The organism is Paeniglutamicibacter kerguelensis (assembly GCF_017876535.1).
Lineage (GTDB): Bacteria > Actinomycetota > Actinomycetes > Actinomycetales > Micrococcaceae > Paeniglutamicibacter > Paeniglutamicibacter kerguelensis.
Genome location: NZ_JAGIOF010000001.1, coordinates 4037666 through 4062720 on the forward strand (window position 1 = coordinate 4037666; position 25055 = coordinate 4062720).

General features: G+C 63.0%; 21 protein-coding genes. 13 read left to right on the forward strand and 8 right to left on the reverse strand.

Annotation, left to right across the window (positions count from 1 at the left end; all coding sequences use genetic code 11):
- Positions 1 to 286: 286 nt before the first annotated feature.
- The 4 genes from JOF47_RS18370 to JOF47_RS18385 all read right to left on the reverse strand — a co-directional run bounded on the left by JOF47_RS18370 (position 287) and on the right by JOF47_RS18385 (position 2719).
- Positions 287 to 946: a 4a-hydroxytetrahydrobiopterin dehydratase gene (locus tag JOF47_RS18370; RefSeq protein WP_210001086.1), complete on the reverse strand. Its 660-nt coding sequence runs from the start codon at positions 944 to 946 to the stop codon at positions 287 to 289.
- A 293-nt stretch (positions 947 to 1239) separates the two neighbouring features.
- Complete coding sequence (locus JOF47_RS18375; protein ID WP_210001087.1) at positions 1240 to 1539, reverse strand: DUF4193 family protein; 300 nt, start codon at positions 1537 to 1539, stop codon at positions 1240 to 1242.
- A 336-nt stretch (positions 1540 to 1875) separates the two neighbouring features.
- Positions 1876 to 2121, reverse strand: a complete 246-nt coding sequence (locus tag JOF47_RS18380) for a hypothetical protein (RefSeq protein ID WP_210001089.1) — start codon at positions 2119 to 2121, stop codon at positions 1876 to 1878.
- 145 nt (positions 2122 to 2266) lie between these two features.
- Entirely contained in the window at positions 2267 to 2719 is a 453-nt protein-coding gene (locus tag JOF47_RS18385; protein ID WP_210001091.1) for a MarR family winged helix-turn-helix transcriptional regulator, read from the reverse strand.
- A 262-nt stretch (positions 2720 to 2981) separates the two neighbouring features.
- On the opposite strand from JOF47_RS18385, the gene JOF47_RS18390 reads away from it, so the two are divergent.
- The 7 genes from JOF47_RS18390 to JOF47_RS18420 all read left to right on the forward strand — a co-directional run bounded on the left by JOF47_RS18390 (position 2982) and on the right by JOF47_RS18420 (position 11141).
- Positions 2982 to 4199 (forward strand): cytidylyltransferase domain-containing protein, encoded by a 1218-nt coding sequence (locus tag JOF47_RS18390; RefSeq protein WP_210001093.1) that lies wholly within the window; start codon positions 2982 to 2984, stop codon positions 4197 to 4199.
- A gap of 100 nt (positions 4200 to 4299) precedes the next feature.
- Positions 4300 to 5193, forward strand: a complete 894-nt coding sequence (locus JOF47_RS18395) for an N-acetylneuraminate synthase family protein (protein WP_210001095.1) — start codon at positions 4300 to 4302, stop codon at positions 5191 to 5193.
- Between the two features lie 115 nt (positions 5194 to 5308).
- Positions 5309 to 6319, forward strand: a complete 1011-nt coding sequence (locus JOF47_RS18400) for a glycosyltransferase family 2 protein (protein ID WP_210001096.1) — start codon at positions 5309 to 5311, stop codon at positions 6317 to 6319.
- Positions 6316 to 7674, forward strand: coding sequence for a polysialyltransferase family glycosyltransferase (locus JOF47_RS18405; protein WP_210001097.1), 1359 nt, complete (start codon positions 6316 to 6318; stop codon positions 7672 to 7674). The genes JOF47_RS18400 and JOF47_RS18405 overlap by 4 nt, the downstream gene beginning before the upstream one ends.
- Positions 7674 to 8696, forward strand: a complete 1023-nt coding sequence (locus tag JOF47_RS18410) for a hypothetical protein (protein ID WP_210001098.1) — start codon at positions 7674 to 7676, stop codon at positions 8694 to 8696. Before JOF47_RS18405 ends, JOF47_RS18410 begins: the two co-directional genes overlap by 1 nt.
- Positions 8693 to 9925 carry a DUF6716 putative glycosyltransferase gene (locus tag JOF47_RS18415; RefSeq protein WP_210001099.1) on the forward strand — a complete coding sequence of 411 codons (1233 nt, stop codon included), beginning with the start codon at positions 8693 to 8695 and terminating at the stop codon, positions 9923 to 9925. Before JOF47_RS18410 ends, JOF47_RS18415 begins: the two co-directional genes overlap by 4 nt.
- A gap of 130 nt (positions 9926 to 10055) precedes the next feature.
- Positions 10056 to 11141 carry an inositol-3-phosphate synthase gene (locus tag JOF47_RS18420; RefSeq protein ID WP_210001100.1) on the forward strand — a complete coding sequence of 362 codons (1086 nt, stop codon included), beginning with the start codon at positions 10056 to 10058 and terminating at the stop codon, positions 11139 to 11141.
- 83 nt (positions 11142 to 11224) lie between these two features.
- On the opposite strand, the gene JOF47_RS18425 is transcribed toward JOF47_RS18420, so the two are convergent.
- Positions 11225 to 12910: a formate--tetrahydrofolate ligase gene (locus JOF47_RS18425; RefSeq protein WP_210001101.1), complete on the reverse strand. Its 1686-nt coding sequence runs from the start codon at positions 12908 to 12910 to the stop codon at positions 11225 to 11227.
- 319 nt (positions 12911 to 13229) lie between these two features.
- On the opposite strand from JOF47_RS18425, the gene JOF47_RS18430 reads away from it, so the two are divergent.
- A complete protein-coding gene (locus tag JOF47_RS18430) occupies positions 13230 to 14114 on the forward strand; it encodes a Cof-type HAD-IIB family hydrolase (protein WP_377738717.1) in 885 nt (294 codons plus the stop codon).
- A gap of 296 nt (positions 14115 to 14410) precedes the next feature.
- Here the strand turns inward: JOF47_RS18430 and JOF47_RS18435 are convergent, their stop codons facing one another.
- The 3 genes from JOF47_RS18435 to JOF47_RS18445 all read right to left on the reverse strand — a co-directional run bounded on the left by JOF47_RS18435 (position 14411) and on the right by JOF47_RS18445 (position 18545).
- The gene (locus JOF47_RS18435; RefSeq protein ID WP_210001103.1) at positions 14411 to 14566 is read right to left on the reverse strand and encodes a hypothetical protein; all 156 of its coding nucleotides are present in this window, start codon (positions 14564 to 14566) and stop codon (positions 14411 to 14413) included.
- A 610-nt stretch (positions 14567 to 15176) separates the two neighbouring features.
- The gene (locus JOF47_RS18440; protein ID WP_210001105.1) at positions 15177 to 16214 is read right to left on the reverse strand and encodes an ECF transporter S component; all 1038 of its coding nucleotides are present in this window, start codon (positions 16212 to 16214) and stop codon (positions 15177 to 15179) included.
- Between the two features lie 891 nt (positions 16215 to 17105).
- The gene (locus JOF47_RS18445; protein WP_210001107.1) at positions 17106 to 18545 is read right to left on the reverse strand and encodes a CCA tRNA nucleotidyltransferase; all 1440 of its coding nucleotides are present in this window, start codon (positions 18543 to 18545) and stop codon (positions 17106 to 17108) included.
- A 167-nt stretch (positions 18546 to 18712) separates the two neighbouring features.
- Between JOF47_RS18445 and JOF47_RS18450 the strand changes: the two genes are divergently transcribed.
- The 5 genes from JOF47_RS18450 to trxA all read left to right on the forward strand — a co-directional run bounded on the left by JOF47_RS18450 (position 18713) and on the right by trxA (position 24090).
- Positions 18713 to 19258, forward strand: a complete 546-nt coding sequence (locus tag JOF47_RS18450; RefSeq protein ID WP_210001108.1) for an NUDIX hydrolase — start codon at positions 18713 to 18715, stop codon at positions 19256 to 19258.
- Positions 19242 to 20975, forward strand: coding sequence for a murein biosynthesis integral membrane protein MurJ (gene murJ / locus JOF47_RS18455; protein WP_245356422.1), 1734 nt, complete (start codon positions 19242 to 19244; stop codon positions 20973 to 20975). The genes JOF47_RS18450 and murJ overlap by 17 nt, the downstream gene beginning before the upstream one ends.
- Before the next feature lie 142 nt (positions 20976 to 21117).
- Entirely contained in the window at positions 21118 to 22623 is a 1506-nt protein-coding gene (locus JOF47_RS18460) for a protein kinase family protein (protein WP_210001110.1), read from the forward strand.
- Positions 22624 to 22732: 109 nt separating this feature from the next.
- On the forward strand, positions 22733 to 23716 hold the full coding sequence (trxB, locus tag JOF47_RS18465) for a thioredoxin-disulfide reductase (RefSeq protein WP_210001112.1): 984 nt from the start codon (positions 22733 to 22735) through the stop codon (positions 23714 to 23716).
- On the forward strand, positions 23716 to 24090 hold the full coding sequence (gene trxA / locus JOF47_RS18470; protein WP_342592866.1) for a thioredoxin: 375 nt from the start codon (positions 23716 to 23718) through the stop codon (positions 24088 to 24090). The genes trxB and trxA overlap by 1 nt, the downstream gene beginning before the upstream one ends.
- Positions 24091 to 25055: the final 965 nt, after the last annotated feature.

Sequence of the window (25055 nt, forward strand, 5' to 3'; positions counted from 1 at the left end):
ATATGACAGTCTGCAGGCAAGCCCCGTGCGTCGTTTGTCGCATTCCGGGTTTCCCGAGGGCGCAGTCCGCAGATGGTGTCGAGCGATCGTGATTGGGACCTTTCAAAACGTTGACCTGCCGATTCTCTGCGGCACGGGCTGGTGCGGGCGGCTTTGAATTGCCCTCCGGGCAGGTGGAAGCATCCCGTCTCCCCGATCGTGGAATCCGTGATTATGACCGAACCCGCGCCGTCCCGCAGAACCACTTGCGCGGCTGCGCAACCTCGGTTTGTTCCTGTTCCTTCCGTTATCCCAGGTCCCGCCCTGCCTCCGTGGAGATGCAAAGCCGGTTTCCCTGGGCGTCGGCAACGAGCACCCACATCGGCGCATGCTCATAGTCGAGCGCCACGCCATCCGCGCTCAGGGCCTCCAGAACGGATGCGCTTTCGACAAAGGGGATCATGACGTCGAGGTGGATTCGATTCGCGTTCGGTGTCTCCGTTTCTTGGAACCACAGCGTCGGGCCGCGCCCGAACGGATCCGCCAGGCTTCCGTCCTTCCGTGCCTTGTAACCCAACGCGGTTTTCCAGGTCCCTGAAATTCCTTCCGCGTCGTCCGTGTCGATGGCGATCTCCAAGGTACGCAGGAGTTCCGGGCGCACAACGGCACCGAATGCCGCGGCTTGGCTGGAGATCGACCGCGCCAGCGCGGCATCCCGGGCAGTCACTTTTCCGCCGGCATCGTGCGACGTGAGCGTGACAAAGAGAGTGTCGTATCTCCAGTCAACGTCGGGGTGGTGGTTAGCGTCCTGGGCCAGCTCTCCGATCGCGGCAAACAACGACAGCGCCGCTGCCGAGGACTCGCATTTCAAGGCGGTGCGCAGCGCCCCGAGCCCATATCGCCACAACGGCAATTGGAGCAGGTTTGCATGGATCTGTTCGGTACTCAGAACATCTTTTGCGGGCATGATGCGCTCCTTGTGGTTCCGGCCTGCGACTCCGGGCATCCCCTGAACGGCCATGGGTGCAAAGGCTTGCGTGCACCCTGGGGGGGTCGCCCTCCTTATGCCGCAAGTCTGCCACCAACGGGCCCCTGCCCAAAGGCTTTGGAGACCCGGATTGGAACCAGGCGCCCGGCCTGTTTCCGCATACGCCAAAGGGCCGGCACCTTGAGGTGCCGACCCTTTGAATCACCCCGCCGATGAAGGCCGGCCGTTTCCGGCCAGTGCCTGGTGCCCGGGGGATATTGAAACTTAGAAAATTAGCCTTCGCATTCGCGGCAGAATTTCACGCCGTCCTTTTCGGCAGCAATCTGGCTGCGGTGGCGTACCAAGAAGCATGAACCACAGGTGAATTCGTCCTCGGCCTGCGGGATAACCTCAACAACGAGCTCATCGAGAACGATGGCACCGGGCAGTTCCTGCCCTTCGGAGTGGTCGACCTCTTCAAGGTCTGACTGCACACTCTTGGCAGTTGGCGCATCCATGCTCTGGACCTGCTGCAGGGTCTTTTCGGACGCCTCGGCTACGTCTGGTCGTACTTCGTCATAGTCCTGGGCCATGGCCATACCTTTGCTCGTGGTGCTGGAATCGAGAGTAATCATAGGCGAGGAATCAGGGAGAAACCTAAACGATTGTCGCCGCGATGCGTGATTCGATCCCAAGAATCGGGTATAAGGGGCAGAATTTCGTTCCCGGATGAGCAATGTCACCCGCTGGACGGGTGAAACAGCCGGTTTTTGCCCCGCAACTTGCACGTTATGCCACCGGCGTACTTGGGACCGGTGCGCCCCTGCCCCAAGCGGCAAAGGCGGCGGAACCCCCGGGGCACCGGGAACGCGGTTAAGTATGTTCTGGCCGGCCGCGCATGGCGCCGGGCCCGAACGTCGGGATGAGGTCTATTCCGCGGTATTGACTCTGGCCGTCTCAATGACTTCGTCGGGCGCTGGGGTCCCTTGGGCCTCGTGGGCTCGAAGCACCCTGCGTGCACGATCAATTTTCAGCCGCTCACGTGGATCCCGGCTCGGGAGCTGGTCGGCCGGGCCAAAAATAGAGAATCCCAGAAATTGCAGGCGCCACCGCAAGCGATAACCCCGGCTAAGCCCGGTGATGTCTTCAACGATGGGAAGTCGCTTGTCGCTCATGATTTTCCAGTCTTTTCTGTAAAGAATCAGCCGGCATGCACTGGCTGAATACCCCCGGGAAGTCCGGTGTCACAATTAAACTGTAGTCCAATAATTGGTACACCAACTAATTGCAAGCGGCAATTCATGCCTAATGAACCACGGGTTAGTTCGGAGCGCGCAGCGCCGCTTCAATGACCTTCTTCATGCTCGCGTGAAGCCCCGCGAGTTCGCGGGCATCCATGTCAAGGCGCCGCATCATTTCCTTGGGGACTTCCAGCGCAACCTCGCGGGCGTCCCTGCCTTTTTGGGTCAGGACGATTTCGAGCGTTCGTTCATCCGATGCGCTTCTGCTTCGCTGCACATATCCCAGCGACTCGATGCGCTTGACCAACGGAGAGACGGTGCCCGGATCCAGGTGGAGCAGGCCGCTCAATTCCTTGATGGACAGCGGTTCGTGTTCCCAGAGCGTCAGCATCACCAAATATTGCGGGTGCGTCAGGCCCAGCGGCTCGAGCACCGGCTTGTAAGCGGCAATGACGCTGCGTGAGGCCAGGGACAGAGCAAAGCAGACCTGGTTCTCCAGTGCCAGCGGATCTGCCAGAGGATTTTCGCTCACTATGTTCCCTGCTTTGGTGGATGACTCGATCTATCCATCATAGGTACCCGGCCGGCTCCGCCGGCCACGCAAGCCAAGTGCCTGCACGGCCCCGGCCCCCCCTTTCACGCGCAGGCGGCAACACCCGACACGTCATCCTCCTGCCATGCCACCAGCGCAATCCCCGGCCTGAAGGCACCTGTTTCATTTCGTTCCCCACTTGTCTCCTGCCGTTCACCTAAATGCCGGGCAGCCGTTGTTTTGCGCCGATAGCGTCCTTGATGTGAGCACGAACAGTGAAGCGAAAACCTTGGTCATCATCCCCGCACGGGGCGGATCCAAGGGAATCCCGCTAAAAAACATGCGCAGGATCGGCGGCCAAACCTTGTTGGCCCGGGCCATTGAATCCGCGTTTGCTACGCCGTCAGTTATCGACGTCGTGGTCAGCACGGACCACCCGGATATCAAGGCCGAGGCCCTGGCCCACGGTGCAACAGTCATCGACCGCCCGGCAGAGATCGCCGGTGACACAGCAAGCAGCGAATCGGTGCTGTTACACGCCCTGGGCACTCTGGACGTACTCCCCCAAATCACCATCTTCATCCAATGCACCTCCCCGGTCATCGACCCCGCCGACTTGCAGGCAGCCATCACCACCGTCGCCAGCGGCGCCGCGGACGTGAGCTTCTCGGTGGTTCCCGACCACGGGTTCCATTGGGCCTGCGATGAAACCGGAGCGGCACACGCCATTGGCCACGACGTGGCACGGCGACCGCGCCGCCAGGACCGCGAACCGCGCTTCAGGGAAACCGGCGCCTTCTACGTCATGGACACCGCGGGCTTCCTCGAGGCCGGGCATCGTTTCTTCGGCTCGCTCGCCCTGGCACGGGTGCCGGAGGAACACGGAATCGACATCGACACCATCGCCGACCTGGAACTGGCGCAATGGCGCCTGGCGCGATCCGCCCCGGCCCTTGGCCTTGACGTGGATGCACTTGTCACCGACTTCGACGGCGTCCACACCGCGGACACCGCCTACCTGGGACAGGACGGCACGGAATCCGTGCGGATCTCCCGCGCAGACGGCATGGGCATCTCCCTGCTGAAAAAGGCGGGCATCCACCTCATGATCCTCTCCACCGAAACCAACCCGGTGGTCACGGCCCGAGCAACAAAGCTCGGCATCGACGTGGCCCAGGGCGTGAACGACAAAGCCCGGGTGCTGAAGCGCTGGATGGCCGAGCGCGGCCTGGATCCGGAGCGCGTCGCCTACCTGGGCAATGACGTCAACGACCTCGACCCCATGAACCTGGTCGGCTGGCCGCTGACCGTGGCCGACGCCCGGGAAGAAGTCCATGCCGCGGCCCGGCACCGGCTCGCCACTCCCGGCGGGCACGGGGCCGTGCGCGAAGCCGCGGAACTCATCCTCGCCGGCCGCACCGCAGCCAACCTACCCACGGCACCCGGTCAGCTGACCGCCGTGCCGGCCTGGGCCAACTGAACGCGACCCGTCGCCAGCCCAAGATTTTCCATCCCACCGCCCCGTGACCTTAACCCAAACACAAGAACCGGTCCGGGTAACTCACGAAAGGCAAAAAACCATGAGCATCACCACCTTCGAAACCGAACCCGTCGCCATCGGCAACCAGCTGCTGGGCACCGGCCAGTCCGTCTACGTGATCAGCGAGATCGGCATCAACCACAACGGCGACATGCAGATCGCCAAGCAGCTCATCGACGTGGCAGCCACCTCCGGCGCCAACGCCGTGAAGTTCCAGAAGCGCACCCCGGACATCTCCACCCCGATGGACATGCGCGACAAGATCCGCTCCACCCCGTGGGGCGACATGACCTACCTCGACTACCGCTACAAGGTCGAGTTCGACGCCGCCCAGTACAAGGAACTGATCCGCTACGCCGCCTCGCTGGGCCTGCACGCCTTCGCTTCCCCGTGGGACGTGCCCTCGGTGCACTTCATGGAGGAGCAGGGCGCGGTGACCCACAAGGTCGCCTCCGCCTCGGTCACCGACCTGGAGCTGCTGCGCGCCCTGGCCGAGACCGGCAAGCCGATCATCCTCTCCACCGGCATGTCCACGATCGAACAGATCGACGCGGCCGTGGAAACCCTGGGCACCGACAAGCTGGTGCTGATGCACGCCACCTCCACCTACCCGCTGCCCCCGGAAGAGGCGAACCTGCGCACCATCAACACCCTGCAGGAGCGCTACCAGGTGCCGGTGGGCTACTCGGGCCACGAGCGCGGCTTGCAGATCTCGCTGGCTGCCGTCGCCCTGGGCGCCGTCACCGTCGAACGCCACATCACCCTGGACCGCACCATGTGGGGCTCGGACCAGGCCTCCTCGCTGGAGCCCAAGGGCTTCGAGTCGCTGATCCGCGACATCCGCATCCTGGAAACCGCCATGGGCGACGGCGTCAAGCGCGTCTTCCCGGGCGAGCTGGCCCCGCTGTCCCGCCTGCGCCGCGTGGACGCCTAGGCCCCGCAAGGCCCGTTGCACGGGGGCGGGCGGCCAGATCCTGGCGCCCGCCCCCGTGCCTTTTCACCGCATTCCCGAATCCGCCCTTTCGATTTCAAGGATCGCCGCCATCACCATGTCGCCCACAGCGCAACGCATCAGCGTCATCATCCCGGCCAAAGACCAGGCACCGTTCATCCGCGATGCCCTTGCCAGCCTGGAGCGTCAGGTCGACGACCTTCGCCGGCTCGAGGTGCTGGTGGTCGACGACGGGTCAAGCGACGGAACCGGCGATCTTGCCGCACGCTTCCACGACCGGCTTCCGGGGCTGAAAATCATCCGCAACGAAACGCCGCGCGGGCTGGCCACCGCCCGCAACCAGGGGCTCGACGCTTCCACCGGCCTACACCTCGCCTTCCTGGACGGCGACGACTGGCTGGCCCCCGGACACCTGGCCTCCTGCAGCGCCGGCCTGGAAAAGCTCGACGTCGACTTCGTGCGCACCGACCACGTTCGTGTCACCGGCGGCAACCGCACGCTGCACAGGGCGCCGCAGGCCCGGCGCAACGTCGCCTTGGACCCGCGCGGCTCCATTCTTCCGGCCACCGAGTCGACGATGGTCGACTACCCCTACGCGTGGGCCGGAATGTTCCACCGCAGGGTGGCCGAGCGCGGCCTGCTGCGCTTTCCCGACGGCCTGCACACGGCCGAGGACCGCGCCTGGATCTGGCGCCTGCACCTGCACTGCGACTCCTATGCCGTCACCAACGCCCCGGGGGTCATGTACCGCCGCGGCATTGCCTCCTCGCTGACGCAGATCTTCGACGCCCGCCAACTCGATTTTGTCCCGGCCTACCTGCTCGCCTTCGACGTATTGCGCGACGACGCGCAGGCGGAACGCTTTTGGCCCAAGATGATCCGACAGTTCCTGGCCATCAGCGCGCACCACCTGTCCCGGCGGGGCAGCATGTCCCACGAGACCGGGGCGGAGCTCCAGCGGCTCATCCGCAACGGCTTGGCCGTGCTGCCGGCAGCGGAACTCGCCAAGGCGTTCAGGGCAATGGACAAGCGGCGCGCCGCGGCGCTGCGTCCCCTGCTGCCGACCGCACACACCCCGGAAACCACGTCGATGCGGAGCTCCGCATGATCCAGTTGGTCGCTGCATCCACCGCCTACCAGGTGGCTTCCCTGGTGGCCATGATCGACTCGGGAACCCTGCCCGCGCCCGACGGGCGGCGCATCCTGGTGCTGGCCGACGGCTCGCAATTGCCGGAGCTGACCACGCCCATCACCGAATCCGCGGGGTTTGCCGAGCTGGCCACCCGGTTCGATGCCGTGGTGGACCTGGGGGCCCTGGTGTGGCCGCGCCGTCCGCACCAGTTCGGCCCGCGCGCCGAGGAACTGGGCATGTGGGAAACGCTGCTGCGCTCGCATTGGTCCCTCGGCACCGAACCGCTGCAGCTGGTGGTGGAGTCCATCCAGGTCAACCCGGCCATTGCCCTCTGCCGCATTTTCCACGACGCCACGGTGTTCATCCACTCCGACGGGCTGATGTCCTACGGCCCCTCCCGCAACCGCGTCGAACCGGCCATCACCCAACGCCTTGAGGGCATCGTGTACCCGGACCTTGTCCCGGGGCTCGTCCCGTTGCTGTTGAGCGAGGCCGAACCCCGGTTGCTGCCCATGGACCCCACGCACCTGGCCTCCGTGTTCGAGGACCTGGCCGGGGGCCTCGACGGCGGCGAAATCGACGCCCTGGTCCGGGGCTCCTCCCGCTGCGTGCTGGTGCTGGGGCAGTATCTGAACAACCTGGGCCTGATCGACGAGGACGGTGAACGCGTCCTGCACGAGCAGATGCTGGCCGAGGCCAAGTCGCTGGATGCAGACCTGGTGGTCTTCAAGCCCCACCCCGCGGCATCTCCCACCGCCGCCCTGCGGCTGGGCCGTGCCGCCGGGGAGCTCGGGTTGCAGTTCGAGGTCTGCGAATCCGCGCTGAGCGCCGAGCTGGTGGCCCTGAAGATCCGGCCGGTTGCCATCGTCAGCGCGTTTTCCACGGCCTTGGTGACCTGCTCCAGGCTCTTTGGCTTCCCCGCCCGTGCGGTGGGCACCTCAGCGCTGCTCCAGCAGCTGGCCCCGTTCGAGAACAGCAACCGGATCCCGTTGACCCTGGTGGACGCCATGTTTGTGCGGGGAACCACGTCGCCCGCGGCGCTCCAGGGGCTGGTGGACGCCGTGTCATACGGGATGCAGCCCGATCGGCTTCCGCACCTGCGCGACGCCAGCGCGGCCTACCTGCGGACGCACCCCGTTGAACGCGGCAGGTACTTCAAGCAGCGCCGGCTGCACCGGCTCAACCTTCCCAACACCCTGCCGGCCCGCCCTTCCGGCAAGCGCCTGCGCGAGGGCTTCAGGCGGGCGGCCAAGCGCAGCGTGCAACGCCCGGCAACGTTCCTGCGCCGGCAGCTGGACCGTGCGGGACTCCAATGGCCGACGGAACCGTGATGAACACCCATTTCGACGCCGCGTCGGTGGCCAGGCCGCGCTTCGGCCACGCCGAGGTGTGGGTCGAATCGCCCCTGCAGCTGCTCTCCGCGGTGGAGGCGCACGGGGCGGGGTTGCTGGGCCGGACGAGCCGCATCCACCCGCGCGGCGGCACCACGATGCTCGATGCCACCCTGCAAACGCTCATGGCCCAGGCTCCGGAGGGCGTGGAATTCGCTCCCGCCGGCTCCGCGCCGCCGGCGCCCGGTTCCACGGGTGCCCAACGCTGGGCAACCGGCGACGCGTTTTCGGGCCGCGTGCAGCGGGCCCTGCTCGGGCATGTTGCCGTGCGCGAGGTCATCATCATCGACGACGGACTGGCGACCCTCGGGCTCATTGCCGCGCTGGTCAACGACGAGCCCACCGCGCTCGTGCGCCCGCGCTCGACCCCCGGCACCGCGCGCCGGGCCCTGGGCGTGGCCAGTTGGTTTCGGCTGCGGGCCCTGGCAAGGGCCGGCCGGCTGCTGATTTTCACGGGCCTGCCCGTGCCCGCCGATACTGCGCGGAAGTTCCGGGCCCTCGGCGGGCACCTGGAAAGCCACAGCTTCGAATGGCTCAACACCCAACCCGCCACCGAGCACATCGCCGAACCGACGGTGGTGGTCGGCTCGGCGCTTGCCGCCGACGGGCTCATCCACGCCGAGCCGTATTTCCGGTGGCTGGACGCGCTGACCCTCGACGGGCCCATTGCCTATTTCCCGCACCGCCGCGAATCCGCGGAGTTCCTCTCGCTGCTTGCGGCACATGACGGGATCGTCGTCCACGAACACACCATCCCCATTGAAATGCGGCTGCGCGCGCTGCGCCGCGGACAGGTCATCCGCGCCCTGCCCTCAACCGCGCTGCCGTCCCTGCGCCTGCTGCTCGGGGCCAGCGGCATCCGGGTCGTGGGCCAGGACGTGCCTGCCGCTTGGTGGAAACCCGCCGCCTCCCCCGCCCTGCGAGCACACCTTTCCTCATCCTTGGAGCTTCTCCCCTCATGAACACACCTGATTTCCGGCCCAGCATCGTCGCCGTGGCCGACTCCGATTCCTACCTGAAATTGGCATGCACCACGCTGGCCGCACTCGGCCCGGGCTGGGACCGCCGGGTGGTGCTGGTCAGGACCCCGCTGTGCCCCACCGAGGAACAAATCGACGCGGCCACGCTGGGCACCGGTTTCGCGGGCGAGGACATCGAGGTGCTGGCGCTCCCGTCGCTCGGTTTCGAGTCCCTGACGGAGGACATTGTCTTTGCCGCGGCCACCGGTCCGGTGGTCAGCGAGCTTTTTGCCACGCTGCTGCGGTCCAGGGGCAACCAGCCGCGGTCCGCCGCCCTCGTCTCGGCGCTCCCGGGTGTTGCCTATCCGGCGACCGCCAACGGTTGGCGGTACCGACGCTCCTCCGACGCCTTCATCGTGCACTCCCACGCCGAGTCGCGGGAATTCGAGCAATTGGCGGAGCGGGAATCCGAGCACACCCCCGCCATCCTGGTCTCCAAGCTGCCGTTCCTGCGCACCGCCGGGTTCCCGCAACCGCAGGCCCAGGCCGTCACCTCGGTGGTGTTCGCGGCCCAGGCCAAGGTCCCCGTGCAGCGCGAGGAGCGCGAGGCGATCCTGCTGGCCCTGGACCAGGTCGTGCGGCTGAATCCGCAGGTGCGCGTCGTGGTCAAGCTGCGCGCCCGGGCCGGGGAACCGCAAACCCACGCGGAGGCATTCCCCTTCGACTCGCTGTGGAACGACCTGGCTGCGCGCGGTGCGGTGGGTGCCAGCCATGTGGATTTCGTGGCCGGTTCGATGGATGCGGTGCTGGTTCCGGGTGCCGCACTGTTGACGGTCTCCTCGACCGCGGCCCTCGAGGCCATCGATCGGGGCCTGCCGGTCCTGGTGATCACCGACTTTGGCATCAACGAGCAGATGATCAACACCGTTTTCCGCGGGTCTGGGCTGCTGGGCACCCTCGAGGATGCCCAGGCCCTGCAGTTTTCCTCCCCCAACCGGGCGTGGCTGCGCGAGAACTATTTCCACCGCCGCGGCCCCGAGTTCGCCTCCACCCTCGGACATTACGCGCACCGTGCGCGCAGCGGCCAGCTGGCCACCTCCGCGTCGCAGTTGGCGATGGCATCGCACGTGGGGCTGCGCCGGAAGATCCGCACCAGACTGCCGCTTCCGCTGCTTGCCGTGCTGTTGAAGGTCCGCCGCCGGTGGGTTCGCCTCAGAAGCTCCCGGGCCTAGTCATTTTGGGCGCTTGTACCACTCCCGCCACCGCTTGGGAATAACTGGGCGGCATTCTCACTTAGCATTGTTAAAGAACTGGACGGTGGGTCTTCCCCTGCCCAGAAGTTAACAGTTTGAGGAGTCAAAGGTGTCGGAAAATCCGATTCGGGTTGCAATCGTTGGCGTGGGCAACTGCGCCACGTCGTTGGTTCAGGGTGTCGAGTACTACCGTGATGCTGACCCCCAGGCCACTGTTCCGGGTCTGATGCACGTGCAGTTCGGCAAGTACCACGTCAACGACGTGCAGTTCGTTGCAGCATTCGACGTCGACGAGAAGAAGGTCGGCCTGGACCTGGCCGACGCCATCCTCGCCTCGGAGAACAACACCATCAAGATCGCCGACGTCCCGGCGACAGGCGTGACCGTCCAGCGCGGCCACACCCTCGACGGCCTGGGCAAGTACTACCGCGAGACCATCACCGAGTCCTCCGCGGAACCGGTCGACATGATTGCGGCCTTGAAGGCCGCACAGGTCGACGTCCTGGTTTGCTACCTGCCGGTTGGTTCGGATGCTGCAGCCAAGTTCTACGCACAGGTCTGCATCGACGCCGGTGTGGCCTTCGTCAACGCCCTGCCGGTCTTCATCGCGGGCACCAAGGAATGGGCCGACAAGTTCACCGATGCCGGTGTCCCGATCGTCGGCGACGACATCAAGTCCCAGATCGGCGCCACCATCACCCACCGTGTGATGGCCAAGCTCTTCGAAGACCGCGGCGTGACGCTGGACCGCACCTACCAGCTCAACGTCGGCGGCAACATGGACTTCAAGAACATGCTTGAGCGCGACCGCCTGGAATCCAAGAAGATTTCCAAGACCCAGGCCGTCACCTCCAACACCACCGCGGTGCTGTCCGACGACGACGTGCACATCGGCCCGAGCGACTACGTTGCCTGGCTCGATGACCGCAAGTGGGCCTTCGTGCGCCTCGAGGGCCGCAACTTCGGCGACGCCCCGGTGTCCCTGGAATACAAGCTGGAGGTCTGGGATTCCCCGAACTCCGCCGGCGTGATCATCGACGCCGTGCGCGCCGCCAAGATCGCCCTGGACCGCGGCGTGGGCGGACCGATCCTCTCGGCCTCCTCCTACTTCATGAAGTCCCCGCCGGAGCAGTACAACGACGACATTGCCAAGGAAAAGGTCGAGGCCTTTATCCGCGGCGACGTCGAGCGCTAAACCCCCGTCTCCAAGACACCTGTGGCGGTCCGCCCTCCTTCCGGAGGGTGGACCGCCACAGGTCGTTAAGCCGGAAGCCGCTCCTAGAAAAGCCCGACGGCCTGCCCGTGCTCGTCGACATCCATGCGCATCGCCGCGGGTGCCTTGGGCAGTCCCGGCATGGTCATGATCGCGCCGGTCACCGCCACGATGAAGCCCGCCCCGGTCTTGGGGATGAGATCGCGGACCTGCAGCGTGAAGCCCTCCGGGGCCCCCAGCAACGTCGGGTCGTCGGAGAAGGAATACTGGGTCTTGGCCATGCAGACCGGCAGGTTGTCCCAGCCGTTCTCATGGATCTGCTTGAGCATGCGCTTGGCCGCCGCGGAGTACTCCACGTCCGCGCCGCCGTAGATCTCGCGAACCACGGTGAGGATCTTTCCCTCGATGCCCAGGTCCAGGTCGTAGAGCGGGGCGAAGTCGCCGGGGGCCTCGATGGCCCTCAGCACCGCCTGCGCCAGGTCGGCGCCGCCGGCCGGACCCTGCCCCCAGACGTCCGCCACGGCGCATTCGATGCCGTTGGCCGCGGCCCAGGAGGTGACGACGGAAAGTTCCGCGTCAGTGTCCAGGGTGAACTTGTTGATCGCGACGACGGGCTGGATCCCGAACTTCCTGATGTTCCGCGCATGGCGCGACAGGTTGGCCAACCCGTCGCGGACGGCCTGCACGTTCTCCGTCTTCAGCGCGTCCTTGGCCACTCCGCCATGCATCTTCAAGGCGCGGACGGTGGCAACCAGCACCACGGCGTCTGGGTGGGCGCCGGAGAAACGGGCCTTGATGTCCATGAACTTTTCGGCGCCGAGGTCCGCACCGAATCCCGCCTCGGTGACCACCACATCCGCCAGCGAGCGCGCGGTGTTGGTGGCGATGACGGAGTTGCATCCGTGGGCGATGTTCGCGAACGGACCGCCGTGGATGAGCGCCGGGGTGCCGGCCATGGATTGCACCAGGTTGGGCTTCACCGCTTCCTTCAGCAGCATCGTCATGGCGCCCTCTGCCCCCAGGTCGCCGACGGTGACGGGGGTCTTGTCATAGGTGTACCCGATGGTCATCTTGGCCAATCGGGCCCGCAGGTCCGCGAGCCCCGTTGCAAGGCAAAAGACCGCCATGACTTCGGACGCGACCGTGATGTCGAATCCGGTCTCACGCGGGACGCCCTCGGTCGGGCCGCCCAGCCCGATGACGATGTTGCGCAGCGCGCGGTCGTTCATGTCGATGACGCGCCTGAAGGTGATTCGGCGCGGGTCGATCCCCAAGGCGTTACCCTGGTGCAAGTGGTTGTCGACCAACGCCATCAGCAGATTGTTGGCGCTGGTGATCGCGTGGAAATCGCCGGTGAAGTGCATGTTGATTTCGTCCATGGGCAGGACCTGCGAGTATCCGCCGCCCGTTGCCCCGCCCTTCATGCCGAAGATCGGGCCAAGCGACGGCTCGCGCAGCGCAATCATCGTTTTGGTTCCGGTGGCGGCGAGGGCATCGCCCAGGCCCACCGTGACAGTGGATTTCCCTTCACCGGCCGGCGTCGGCGACATTGCGCTCACCAGGACGACTTTTCCAAGTTTCGTACCCGTGGAAGGCAGCAAGTCCGTGTCTACCTTGGCCTTGTACCGCCCGTATGGCTCGAGCGCTTCCTCGGGAATACCTGCGCGTCGGGCAACGACGGCAATTGGTTCGAGTACGGCTCGCGAAGCGATGGCCAGATCACTCATGTCGGCTGCGGACGTCGTTGTCATCGTAGGTGTCCCCTGTCTGGATTCCCGGTGTTCTGAAGTTGAGATCGGCCGATGTTTGCGGTTTCCCTCAATACATTCTTCAAGCTACCACCGCCCGACAGGGTCGTGTCAGATATGCGCGCAGTCTCCGCGTTCCCTGGCCAAGAGGCTGGGGTGCCGCCATTCAGTTCCCTGCCGGCAGGGAAGCCACTGCCGGTACTTCCCGCATTTTCGTGCCCTCATGCGATCCGTTAGTCCCTCGGCACAATGGTCATGGATTCCACGTGCGCGGAAGATCATGGATTCTGCGCCGCAGCTTCACAATGGGAGAATGGGTACCATGCCCACACGCCCCGCTTTTGCCTTGCTGCTCGATGTCGACGGGCCCATTGCCTCCCCGGAGACCCGCGACGTAGCCCCGGAAATCATCTCACTACTGTTGAAACTGGCCACGGCTGGAATCCCGGTGGTTTTCAATACCGGGCGCTCGGATGAGTTCATCAAACGCCAAGTCATGGCACCGATGATGGCCGCCGGCATGCCATCGACCCTGAAGATCCATGCGATCTGTGAAAAGGGCGCAACTTGGTTTACGTTCGATGCCGACGGAGCCGGTGAGATCCACGTGGATCAGGAGTTGGCCGTACCGCTCCACTACGCCGATGAGATTCGCGAGTTGGTGACAACCGAATTTGACGGGCACATGTTCTTTGACGAGACAAAACGTGCCATGGTCTCCGTTGAACAGCACATCGATGCGGACAGCTTCGAATACCGCGATGCCCAGCAGCAGTTCGATTCGGCCGCCATGCAAGCCATGGGGCGACATGACCTCGGAGTGGAACGATTGGATGTCCGTCAGCCGGATAGCAGCGAAACCATCGACTACCGTGTGGATCCAACCATCATCTCAACCGATATCGAATCGGTCGAGTTGGGCAAGGACCTGGGTGCCAGGCGAACCCTTGAATTGCTCGCCAGCGACGGCGTCGAGCCTGCGTCGTGGTTTACCGTCGGGGATTCCCGCACCGACTACGCAATGGCCGATTGGCTGGCTGAAAACGGCCATATGGTCAGCCACGTCGATGTCCGCCCAGGTGATGGCATCCCGTCCGGCAAGTCCTACCCCATTCTTACGGCCAAGGATCTGGGGCTTGGCCGCGAGGTCATCCACGACCACGCGGGCCTCGCTTTCCTGCGCCACTGGCACTCGCTGCTTGGCTAACCTCAGACGTTGTTTGCTACGGGAGTGCAGCAAGATTTCTCTTTAAGCGGCAAAGCCCGCCGGTGAAGCCGGCGGGCTTTGCACTGTGGGAATCAATATATGTCACGTTACATCTCCAAATTGAATGAATGATTTGAATTCTGGATCGACTGCATCAGCAGTGCGATCCTAATTCACTCATCGAATTCGAAATTGCATGTCCATCGGTAAGTGGTTGCGTAGTTCTCGATCCCGCGGTGCGGGGTTGAACTGCGTCTGAAGCCAGAGTTGATTCTTTGGCTTGCGGTTTTTTGCGTTCACGGCGTTTCCCTCCCTTCAACCTTTTTCGAGGTGCGGAAGGCGACCTGTTCCACTGCCTTTGCGGTGCGAGCGTGCAGCACTTCTGGCCCGGTGAAAATGAATTCAGCGGAGCGAACAGCCGGGGAGTTGATCGAGGCGATCGGGGTAGACATGATGAAAGTTCCTCAAGGATTTGGTCGATTAGTGACTCATCAGCCTCGGGAACTTTGTATCGCTAGTGTTGTACTAGCAGGGCGCCATTCCGGAGGCGGGGGAAGTTGCTCGAGCGGTAGAGCCGCCGAAGCCATAACGGGGCACGTAGTAGCCCGCGAAATTCATTGAATCAATCATCATTCCCACCTCCTTTTCTGGAAGAACATGCCAGACGAATCCGGCGCCAATATTGTCTTGTCGATCGCGATGTCTCATTGAGACTTCTCAATCACAGGTTCCACGATACACACCCACCAACAAATGCGCTAGCTCTTGGTGAAGAATTCTTTAGATAGTCGAATGCGGCGGGGTCCACACATGCCATGTTTCCTGGAAATTGATTCCTACTTGAATTCACCGATCGAAATCATTCAGGGCGCGTTTTTGCGGTGCGTTGGTTCGCAAGCAGGAGCAGGTCCGGACTCCGTGCGTCAATAACCGTACGGCGGGGGCCGAAGCGCTTGGACTCTCCTTTTCCGCCCGGATGCGAAAGGCCCCCAACCAAAAATGGTCGGGGGCCTTTCGCATCAACATATCTTAGAAGGACTTGCTCGACTCAGGCGCATCCCGTCACGCCCGGGATTTCGCCCTGGATGCCAATGCTTTTCGAACATCAAACCTGTTTGCCAGCTTGAGCAGGCCGCTGGGCTGGGTTTCCACCAAGGACACGTAAAAAGGTACTTCGAACCAACGACTCACAAATCCCATGGCACCCAGGGAAGCAAGTGCCGTGAGGCCCTTGTCGGTCAGGGAATGTACCAAGTTCGAGATGAACACCGCCAGCGTGAGGGGTTCACCCATATCCACAAGCGCATCGGTGGTCAGCTCGGCGGCATGCCCGGTGGCGCCATTGAAAAGCAGCACCAGTAGCGTGGTTGCCACGAGCGTGCACGCAACAGCGACGACGGCATTGAGCAGGACGTAACGGGAAAATGACTGGCACAGGCGGAACCGCCGCGCCCCATAGCCCCAGATCAAGGCGCCGACAATATTGACCAGGCCGAACCAAATCGATGAGGAATCTGTAATCGACAATCCAATCGCATTGGTCATGAGCCCGACGGCAACGCCATACCAGGGACCTAATACAAGGGCGGCAATTGCCGTCCCCACCATGTCCAGATACAGCGGCAAAGACAGCCAAGGAACGATTGAGAATCCTGCGACGTTGATTCCGACACACGCCACCATGAGAATGAGCGAAGCCCGAAGCGTGGCGCGCTTCGGCTCTTGTTTGGTTTCGATCCGCTCCACGTCGGAGACCCGCGTCTCCGTTGACGGTTCGGAATCAAGCTGCCTGCGCGCTTGCAGGCAGCGCGCCTCCCACAGCACTGCGTCCTCCTCGGAAACGTCGAGCGCCCGGGCAATCTCACCGACCAAAGTCGGATTGACCCGGCTCCTGCCCAATCGAAACGCGTCATAGACAGTGGTCCGTGCGGGGCGTGACGCCGAGGCCGGAACGCCATTCTGCTCGCGATGCTCCGCAATACGCCGAACGATTTCCGCATAGGGAATATCTCCGGCCTCGAAACGGAGCCGCTGCAGATCCCTGGCGATCGCGTCATAGGACTCAACCCGCAAGGCAGAGTCTTGAATTTGCTCCGACATCGCCAACCTCTTCCAGTAGCCAAGTTCCAGTAGGCATGCGTTTCGGTAGCACGCATAACTCCCCGATTATAGCTATTCAGATCCCCTTTTTGGCCGATTCGCCGGGGACGTCGGGACTCGGTCGGAACCGTTCGGGATTGTTCGGAACACATGAAATCCGTGGCGTCTCGGTACCGGACCGCATAGCGTCGTCTGTGAGGCTTGCAAGGAACGGCTTGCAAGCCTCACATTTTCAGGCCGCCGTGCCCAGGACCGATTGGGGCGTCCAGGCACGACCCGGTGGATCCATGCGGGCAGCATCAAACAGAAGGAACATGCGTAGTTGAAGCACTTTGAAAAGATCGGCGCATCGCGGAAAATCATTTCTCCTGCTTCCGGAAGCCGCGTTGCTTCTTCGGGGGTTGAGTACTCGCCAATGATCTGCGCGGAAACCTCTCCCCGTTTCTAGGCGCTGGCCGGCGCACCGGCTTATGCGGTCTTCGGAATCGGAATCGAACTGTAAGGAACAGCGACCCTCCCCGGTGTCAGACAACGCCCGAACATCAACGCAGGGTTCAACATTCCGCTTGGGGAATAAACTCTGGTTGTGGCAGGGAAGCCCAGGGAGGGTACCTGCCTGATCTTGCCTGTCGTTGCGTGGGAGCAACGATGGGAAATGCGTCGGCAGGCTCCGTGCAGGGGTGACATCTCCGGAGACACACAAGGGCCACGCGTCGGTTTACCAGGGGGTTTGGCATGAACATTTTGGGGGCAGGCCAAACGCCTTGGCCAGACGGTCAACGCCGCACCTTCGAGCCGGGTGGCTCATGACGCTCCGGGGAAGGCTTCATAGCCCTCGGGCAGTGGTCGCCGGGAATCGCGCCGGTGGCCCCGCCCTTGCCTCGTTCCGGGTTATTCCTGCACCGACTCCGGTTGTTCGGCCCACCACTGGCGGAGTGCCTCGGCAGCAACCTCCGGCTCGGTCGGCCCCTCATCGAGGCGGCGTTCGAGCATGAAGTTGTAGGCGCGGCCCACCACGGGACCAGGCTTGATTCCCAACTGCTCCATGATTTGCTGGCCGTTGAGGTCGGGGCGCACCGCAGCCATTTCCTCTTTTTCGCTGATCTCCGTGATCCGCGCCTCGAGGTCGTCGTAGGCGAAGGACAGCCTGTCCGCCTTCTTGCGGTTGCGCGTTGTGACATCAGAACGCGTGAGCCGGTGCAGGCGCTCCAGCAGGTCCCCGGCGTCGTGGACGTAGCGCCGCACCGCCGAGTCGCTCCACCCGGTATCGCCGTATCCGTAGAAGCGCATGTGCAGCTCCACCAGGCGGGCAACCGCCTTGATGGTGTCGTTGTCAAAGCGCAGGGCGCGCATGCGCGCCTTGACCTGCTTGGCACCGACCACGTCGTGGTGCCGGAAGCTCACGGCACCGCTTGGCTCGAACTTCCTGGTGGCCGGCTTGCCGATGTCGTGCATCAGGGCGGCGAACCGCAGCACGAAGTCGGGGCCGGGGACCGGGCCGTCGGCGTCCGTCTCGTGTCCCATGGCCTGTTCCAGGACCGTCAGCGAGTGCTGGTAGACGTCCTTGTGGCGGTGGTGCTCGTCGATCTCCAGGCGCAGCGCGGAGACCTCGGGCAGCACCAGGTCGGCAAGCCCGGTTTCCACCAGCAGGTCGATGCCGGCGCGCGGGTCGATGCCGTTGACCAGTTTGACCAGTTCGTCGCGCACCCGCTCGGCGGAGATGATTTCGATGCGCCCCGACATCTCCGTCATGGCCTCGAGGACATCCTTGGCCACGGTGATTCCCAGCTGGGAGGCAAAGCGGGCTGCGCGCATCATGCGCAGCGGGTCATCCGAGAATGACATCGACGGGGCGCCGGGGGTGCGCACTTCCCCCTCCCCCAGGTCCCGCGCACCGTTGTATGGGTCCACGAGCTCAAGGCTTGGCAGTCGCAGGGCCATGGCGTTCATGGTGAAGTCCCGGCGGTAAAGGTCGTCCTCAAGCTTGTCGCCAAAGGCAACGATCGGCTTGCGCGAGGACGGATCGTAGGCGTCGGCGCGGTAGGTCGTCACCTCGATGGTGTGTTCGCCCTTGCGCAGCGCAATGGTGCCGAAGTCGCGTCCCACTTCCCAGGTGGCATCCGCCCATCCGGCGACGGTGGCCAAGGTCTGGTCCGGGCTGGCGCTTGTGGTGAAATCCAGGTCGGGCGACACCCTGCCCAGGAAGAGGTCGCGCACCGGCCCACCAACCAAGGACAGTTCGAATCCGGCGTCAACGAAACGCTGCCCCAGTTCGAAGACGACGGCGGGCAAAATCTCGGACAGGACCTGACGGGAGGGAAGCTGCTGCATAGTTCTTTAAGGGTGCCAGATTTTCCCGATAGTGCCACGTTCGAAGACACCCCAATCCGCAGTTAGCTCCGACACGCTTGGAAATAGGTGCGATATGTGCGACTCGGGTGCCGTCACCGGGCGGGGCAAGCCACTATGGGTGCCAAAAGATAGATAGAGTGGTTTCCATGGCCCATCCAGTTCCCAGCGCCCCGAAGCGCACGCCGTTGACCGCGTCAATGGCGCATGCGCAGGCGCAAACTGGTTCCGGCCACCATCCGCTGCCCACCGTGGAGGAAATTTCCGCAGGTGGCGTGGTTATCGATACGTCACTGCCGTCGCTGCCGGTTGCCATTATTGCCCGGTACAACCGAGGCGGACGCCTTGAATGGTGCCTGCCCAAGGGACACCCCGAGGGCGTTGAAACCAACGAAGAAGCAGCCATGCGTGAGATCGAGGAGGAGACCGGCATCGCCGGCCGGATCCTTGCCCCGCTGGGTTCTGTCGACTATTGGTTCACCGTCACCAACTACCGCGTCCACAAGACCGTGCACCATTTCCTGCTGCGCTCCACCGGCGGCGAACTCACCATCGAAAACGATCCAGATCACGAGGCCGTTGACGTGGCCTGGGTACCCCTGCTTGATCTGGGCAAGCGCCTGTCCTTCCCCAATGAACGGCGCATCGCCGATCTAGCGCGCGAAGTGCTCCCGAATTATGTCCCAGGTATCTAAACACCCCGCAAAGCCCAGCAGCCCTCCCAAGGTGCCGCCGTCGCCACGCGAACAGCAGTCGCGTGGCCACTCAAAGGCCTACGCCCTCATGGCCTCGGGCACCATGGTCTCGCGTGTGCTCGGATTCATCCGTACCGCGCTCCTGGCCGTTGCCATCGGCGCGAGCACGACCATGGCCGACATCTTCGAGAAGGCGAACGTCATACCGACGATCATCTTCATGCTCCTGGCCGGCGGCATCTTCAACGTCGTGCTGGTCCCGCAGCTGATCAAGGCCTCGAAGGCGTCGGACCGCGGATCCGCCTACACCTCCAAGCTGGTGACCCTCACCATTGTGGTGATGGGCCTGGCCACGGTGCTGCTCACCTCCATGGCGGGGCCGCTGATCAAGGCGCTGACGCTGGACTGGACGGCGCCCATGCTGGCCATGGGCACGGCGTTTGCGTACTGGTGCCTGCCGCAGGTCTTCTTCTACGGCGTCTATGCGGTGATCGGCCAGGTGCTCAACGCCCACGGCCGCTTCACCGCCTACATGTGGGCGCCCGTCGCCAACAACGTGGTGCAGATCTTCACCATCGGCACGTTCATTTTGCTCTTCGGGGCCTATGGCGGCGGCAGCGACCAGCTGGAAACCTGGACCGACTCGCAAACCGTCCTGTTGGCCGGCGGTGCCACGCTGGGCATTGTGGTCCAGGCCGTTGTCCTGTTCTGGCCGCTGCGCAGGCTCGGGCTGAACCTGCGCCCGGACCTCGCCTGGCGCGGCATGGGCCTGCGCCACGTGGGCAAGATTGCCGCCTGGACCTTGGGCTCCATGATGGTCGGCAACATCGCCTCGCTGGTGAACTCCAAGTTCGTCTCCTCGGCATCCGCGGCTCGTGAGTCCATGCCGGACGGCGGGGCCAGCATCCCCGGTGAATACGCATTGAACACCTCCCAGCTGATCACCGTCCTGCCGCACTCGATCTTTGCGCTCACGCTGGCGACGATGCTCTTCAACGAGTTCACCAAGGCCTTCCACGAGAGGCGCCGGCATGACATCGCCCCGTTGCTCTCCCGCGGACTGCGCACCACGGCGGTGCCGATCGTCTTCGCATCGGTTGCCTTCATTGTTCTCGCCGGCCCCTTGGGTCGGCTCTTCGCCGGCAGCTCGTCCACGGCGATGTTGCAGGGAGCGGCCATCGGCCAGCTGCTGCTGCTCACGACCCTGGGGCTTCCATTCAAGTCCATCCACTTTTTCATGATCCGCGTCTTCTTCGCCGAGGAGGACACCAAGACCCCCATGCTGATCCAGACGGTCATTGCCGTCCTGTGCGTCGTCTTGGCATTCGGTGCGGTGCGGGTGCTCCCGGCTACGGACATCGCCCGGGCAGTGGCACTGATCTATGGGGTCACGAACATCCTTTCGGCCGTGATCGCCCACTTCCTCATAGTCCGCCGCTACGGGGACTACGGAAGCGCAAAAGTCATCGACTCCTACATCCGCATCGGCATCATGGCCGCGTTGTCCGGGCTGGTGGGCGCCGTGGTGCTGTGGCTCATGGGTGGCTACAGCTGGGGATTCGCGTGGAGCTCCATCGGCGGGGCGCTGGTGACCATCGCAGTGGTGGGCAGCGTCATGGCCTTGGTCTACGTGGTTTTGCTTCGATTTACCCGCTCGGAGGAACTGGATGATTTCCTGGGTCCGCTGGCCCGGCGCATCCCTAAATTACGTCGCTAATGCCCGACTCCGGCAGGTAGCAAGCCCCGGGCGCGGTCCCCGATCTCGTCTCACTTCTCAAAAAAACTTCCCCGTCCCCGGTACGATGGAACGGGGCATCCACGAGGGTGCCGGCATCGCAGAGCAATCCCGGGAGGGAACCGTGTCGCAGCCCATCGAAGCTGGAGCCGTTATTGGCGGCCGCTACCAGGTCACAGATTTGGTAATGACCTCCGCCGATGGAGACGAGGTCCTCCAGGGCATCGATCAGGTGCTTAACCGCCCGGTGAGCGTGCTTGTCGGGTCGTCGGCCAATTCCGAACAGCTGTCATTGAGTGCGCGGGAAATTGCCACCGGCGAACGATACGCAGCCGTGCAGGTGCTTGATTTGGGTATCACCGAGGGCAGGTCCTACTTGGTGACCAACCTAGCCGAATCCGCCGACCTGCTGGATCTCGTGATCCAGTCGGACGCCCCCTATGTCGAGCCGTTCTACACGGACACTCTCGGCACCGAAATCTTCGGCGTGACCCGCTCCAAGGAGCCCGTCACCTACGAGGACGATGCCGAGTACTACGAAGACCTGCACTCTCAGGAAGATAGCCGTCCTGCCGTCCTGGGCAAGCTTCCTGAGATCAACCTCGGTGACAAGTTCTCCGGCCTCAAGGATCGTTTTGGCCGGGCCAAGTCCGCACCGTCCCCTGCGGCACCGGTCGTGCCGCCGAGAACGGTGGGTTCCACCACCGAACAAGCGCCTGCGGTGTTCTCGCCTGTTTCATCTCCCGCGGCACCGGCCGCAGCGCCCGTTCCGCCGGCGGCAAAGGTCACGCGCTTTGAGTCCGCGGATTCAATCGCGGAGCCCGCAGTCACCTCCGCCGCGGCCTTGGCTGCCGCGCAGAAATCGCGCGGAGTCCCCGTCGATGATGCCGGCCAGCGCGTTGCCTCCAGTTTTCCGGCAGCCGCCCAGAGCTACACAGAGGTTCCCTACGACGACTACGAGGAAGAAGAGCCGCAAGAAGGCGGCAAGAAGACCACGCGTCTGATAGTCGGCGCCATCCTGTGCGCGGTGCTCGTCGTCGCAGTGGTCTTTGCCTACAACGCCCTCGGTGGCGGACCCGAAGCGCCGGTGGCTTCGACCTCGTCGGCCCAGGCCAGTGAATCGGCGCCGGGCAGCAGTCCTGAATCGCCCAATACTGCACTGGTCAAACCAAAAATCGCAGACATTTCACGTTTGGTTCCAGGCAATCAGGCATTGAATGCCGAAACCGATAACACCCTGGCCAAGGCCATTGATGGAAACCCTGCCAGCCTTTACAAGTCATATTCATACACGAATCCTCAATTTGGTGGACTTGCATCAAATATGGTGTTTGTTATCGAGCTGAAAGAGCCTTCCGATATTTCAGAAATACAGCTCGAAGGATTGAACGGATCCGGTGGAGCATTTGAAATTCGCGTCGGAGACACCAATGATCTGGCCGAGGCAAAGGTTCTCAGCAGCGGCTCCTTCACCGGGCCGACCGTCAACGTTCCAGTAAGCGGAGAAAACGGCGAGGCTCTCCGGGGCCAGTACGTATTCCTGGACGTCACCGAGCTTCCCCGCCGTGCCTCCGGCGCCAATGGCTCGCGCCCCTATGGCCTGCAGATCGGTGAATTCCGCGTTTCCTAGCGGATAGTCGCCGGGAATACTCCCACTGGATCGGCTGTTATGCCACATAGATCCCACTTACTCGCGGTCTTGGAAATCGAGCCCGCATTTACGAAAGGTTCGCTCCCTCGTGGCCACAGAAGTAAACGACATCGTCCGTAACGTCATCATCATTGGTTCGGGTCCATCGGGCTACACCTCTGCGATCTACACTGCCCGCGCCAACCTGCAGCCGCTGGTCATCGCCGGTTCCGTCACCGCCGGTGGTGAGCTCATGAACACCACCGACGTGGAGAACTTCCCCGGCTTCCCGCAGGGCATCATGGGTCCGGACCTGATGGACAACATGCAGCAGCAGGCCGAGCGCTTCGGCGCGGAGATCCTCTTTGACGACGTCACGGCCGTAGACCTGACCGGCGACATCAAGGTCGTTACGCTCGGCGACGGCACCACCTACCGTGCACACGCGGTCATCGTTTCCACCGGCTCCGCATACCGCGAGCTGGGACTTGAGGACGAAAAGCGTCTCTCCGGCCACGGTGTATCCTGGTGTGCAACCTGCGACGGTTTCTTCTTCCGTGAGCAAGAAATCGCCGTCATCGGCGGCGGCGACTCTGCCATGGAAGAGGCACTCTTCCTGACCAAGTTCGCCTCCAAGGTCACAGTCGTCCACCGTCGTGATTCCCTGCGTGCCTCGAAGATCATGGCTGACCGCGCCCTGGCTCACCCGAAGATTGAATTCATTTGGGATTCCGAGGTCGTTGGTATCGATGGCGACGCCAAGGTCACCGGCATGCGCCTGCGCAACCTGAAGACCTCCGAAGAGCAGGAAGTGGCCGTCACGGGCATCTTCGTCGCCATCGGCAACGATCCTCGCATCGATCTGGTGAAGGGTCAGCTCGAGCTGACCTCCGAAGGCACCATCGTGGTCGAAGGTCGCACTTCGAAGACCAGCCTTCCCGGCGTATTCGCCGCCGGCGATGTCATCGATTCTTCCTACCGCCAGGCCATTACGGCCGCCGGCTCAGGCTGTGCAGCCGCCATTGATGTTGAGCACTTCTTGGCTGATGTCGAAGCCGCGGCCTCGACCGAACCGATCGCTGTTTCCAACTAATCTCATTTCCCTCTCCAGAGGAAAAGCACTCAAAACGAAAGGTGCAGGCCATGAGCCAGACCAAAGATGTAACTGACGCTACTTTCCAGGCAGAGGTCCTCGAGGCCTCCAAGCCGGTCATCGTGGACTTCTGGGCAGAATGGTGCGGCCCCTGCCGCCAGCTGACTCCGATCCTTGAACAGATCGCTGCAGAGCACGCGGAGAAGGTTGACGTCGTCAAGATCAATGTTGATGACAATCCGGCCATCGCTGCCAAGTTCGGCATCACGAGCATCCCTGCCGTATACGTCTTCAAGGATGGCGAGCACGTTGCCACCTCGATTGGTGCAAAGCCGAAGCCGGTTTTGGAAAAGGAATTCGCAGCTTACCTCTAAGCTGCGCGCCCGACGCCTTCGGTAAGTGTGGACTGCTTCCTCTTGGAAGCAGTCCACACTTTTTTGCCCCCTATCAGGGTCCCACTGCCAGAACTCGGCCAGGTACAAAGTATCTGCCGCAATTGATGATCATAAACAGCTGATAACTGTTGTTTTTCAATTTATCCGGAAGCAATTTTCGTTGCTACATGATTTAGGTTTGCCGTGTGTCGAAAAATCCGGGTTCGTTGGATTTCGGGACTCTGTAGAGATGCTTTTACGAAAGAGAGCCCGCATTTCCCGCTCTCAACAAATCCTAGACAGCAGTTTGCGGCACTGTTAGATTACTTTGCGGATTACGGTTTTGGGCCATGGCAAGTAAGCCGGAGCAACTCACCTGCCATTGAGACCCGGTCCCACGGCTTCTATGCCCAGGGGCCTCCCGCGTGACACTGAGTGTCCCCCTCCTTCCGGACGGGCTGACGCCGAGTGTCACGCACCTCCTCCGCAAGATGAAACTGCGTCTCTCTTTCTCGATCGGTTCGGTGGAATTGGGTTTCGTCGGACTCCCTTGATCCACCGTTGCGATCCTTCACCTCTCTTTCCCATGGGACAGGACCTCCCCGACCGATCTTTGAGTATCTGGCTACGACAGGTCATTTCTAAACGAATGCCAACATGGATTGTTAATGTTGATGGCGCCGTTCACTGGATCATGTCCATTCGCGAACAGGCCATCAAAGGTGAACCTCAATGCGGAGAGGGTACAAAGCATTGCCACTGCTTACCTTCGCTTTCGATTCGAGGTGCTCCCCCATCTCGCCCTTCTTGTTCTACGCATCACGCGGCAAGAAGAGCCCCGAGGATTTCAATGCGGACCGACCTCCGACTGCCCGCCGATCATGGACACCGAGCCTGGCTCTGTCCTCATTGACGACGTTCCGCAGCGACCGACTGTAAGCGAGCCCAAGGCTTCCTCTCAACCG

What these genes read in the sequence shown, in the direction of transcription:
- JOF47_RS18370 (WP_210001086.1), bottom strand. Translation starts at nt 946, where the DNA reads ATGCCCGCAAAAGATGTTCTGAGTACCGAACAGATCCATGCAAACCTG.
- JOF47_RS18375 (WP_210001087.1), bottom strand. Translation starts at nt 1,539, where the DNA reads ATGGCCCAGGACTATGACGAAGTACGACCAGACGTAGCCGAGGCGTCC.
- JOF47_RS18380 (WP_210001089.1), bottom strand. Translation starts at nt 2,121, where the DNA reads ATGAGCGACAAGCGACTTCCCATCGTTGAAGACATCACCGGGCTTAGC.
- JOF47_RS18395 (WP_210001095.1), top strand. Translation starts at nt 4,300, where the DNA reads ATGAGCATCACCACCTTCGAAACCGAACCCGTCGCCATCGGCAACCAG.
- JOF47_RS18400 (WP_210001096.1), top strand. Translation starts at nt 5,309, where the DNA reads ATGTCGCCCACAGCGCAACGCATCAGCGTCATCATCCCGGCCAAAGAC.
- JOF47_RS18405 (WP_210001097.1), top strand. Translation starts at nt 6,316, where the DNA reads ATGATCCAGTTGGTCGCTGCATCCACCGCCTACCAGGTGGCTTCCCTG.
- JOF47_RS18410 (WP_210001098.1), top strand. Translation starts at nt 7,674, where the DNA reads ATGAACACCCATTTCGACGCCGCGTCGGTGGCCAGGCCGCGCTTCGGC.
- JOF47_RS18415 (WP_210001099.1), top strand. Translation starts at nt 8,693, where the DNA reads ATGAACACACCTGATTTCCGGCCCAGCATCGTCGCCGTGGCCGACTCC.
- JOF47_RS18425 (WP_210001101.1), bottom strand. Translation starts at nt 12,910, where the DNA reads ATGACAACGACGTCCGCAGCCGACATGAGTGATCTGGCCATCGCTTCG.
- JOF47_RS18430 (WP_377738717.1), top strand. Translation starts at nt 13,230, where the DNA reads ATGCCCACACGCCCCGCTTTTGCCTTGCTGCTCGATGTCGACGGGCCC.
- JOF47_RS18435 (WP_210001103.1), bottom strand. Translation starts at nt 14,566, where the DNA reads ATGTCTACCCCGATCGCCTCGATCAACTCCCCGGCTGTTCGCTCCGCT.
- JOF47_RS18440 (WP_210001105.1), bottom strand. Translation starts at nt 16,214, where the DNA reads ATGTCGGAGCAAATTCAAGACTCTGCCTTGCGGGTTGAGTCCTATGAC.
- JOF47_RS18445 (WP_210001107.1), bottom strand. Translation starts at nt 18,545, where the DNA reads ATGCAGCAGCTTCCCTCCCGTCAGGTCCTGTCCGAGATTTTGCCCGCC.
- JOF47_RS18450 (WP_210001108.1), top strand. Translation starts at nt 18,713, where the DNA reads ATGGCCCATCCAGTTCCCAGCGCCCCGAAGCGCACGCCGTTGACCGCG.
- murJ (WP_245356422.1), top strand. Translation starts at nt 19,242, where the DNA reads ATGTCCCAGGTATCTAAACACCCCGCAAAGCCCAGCAGCCCTCCCAAG.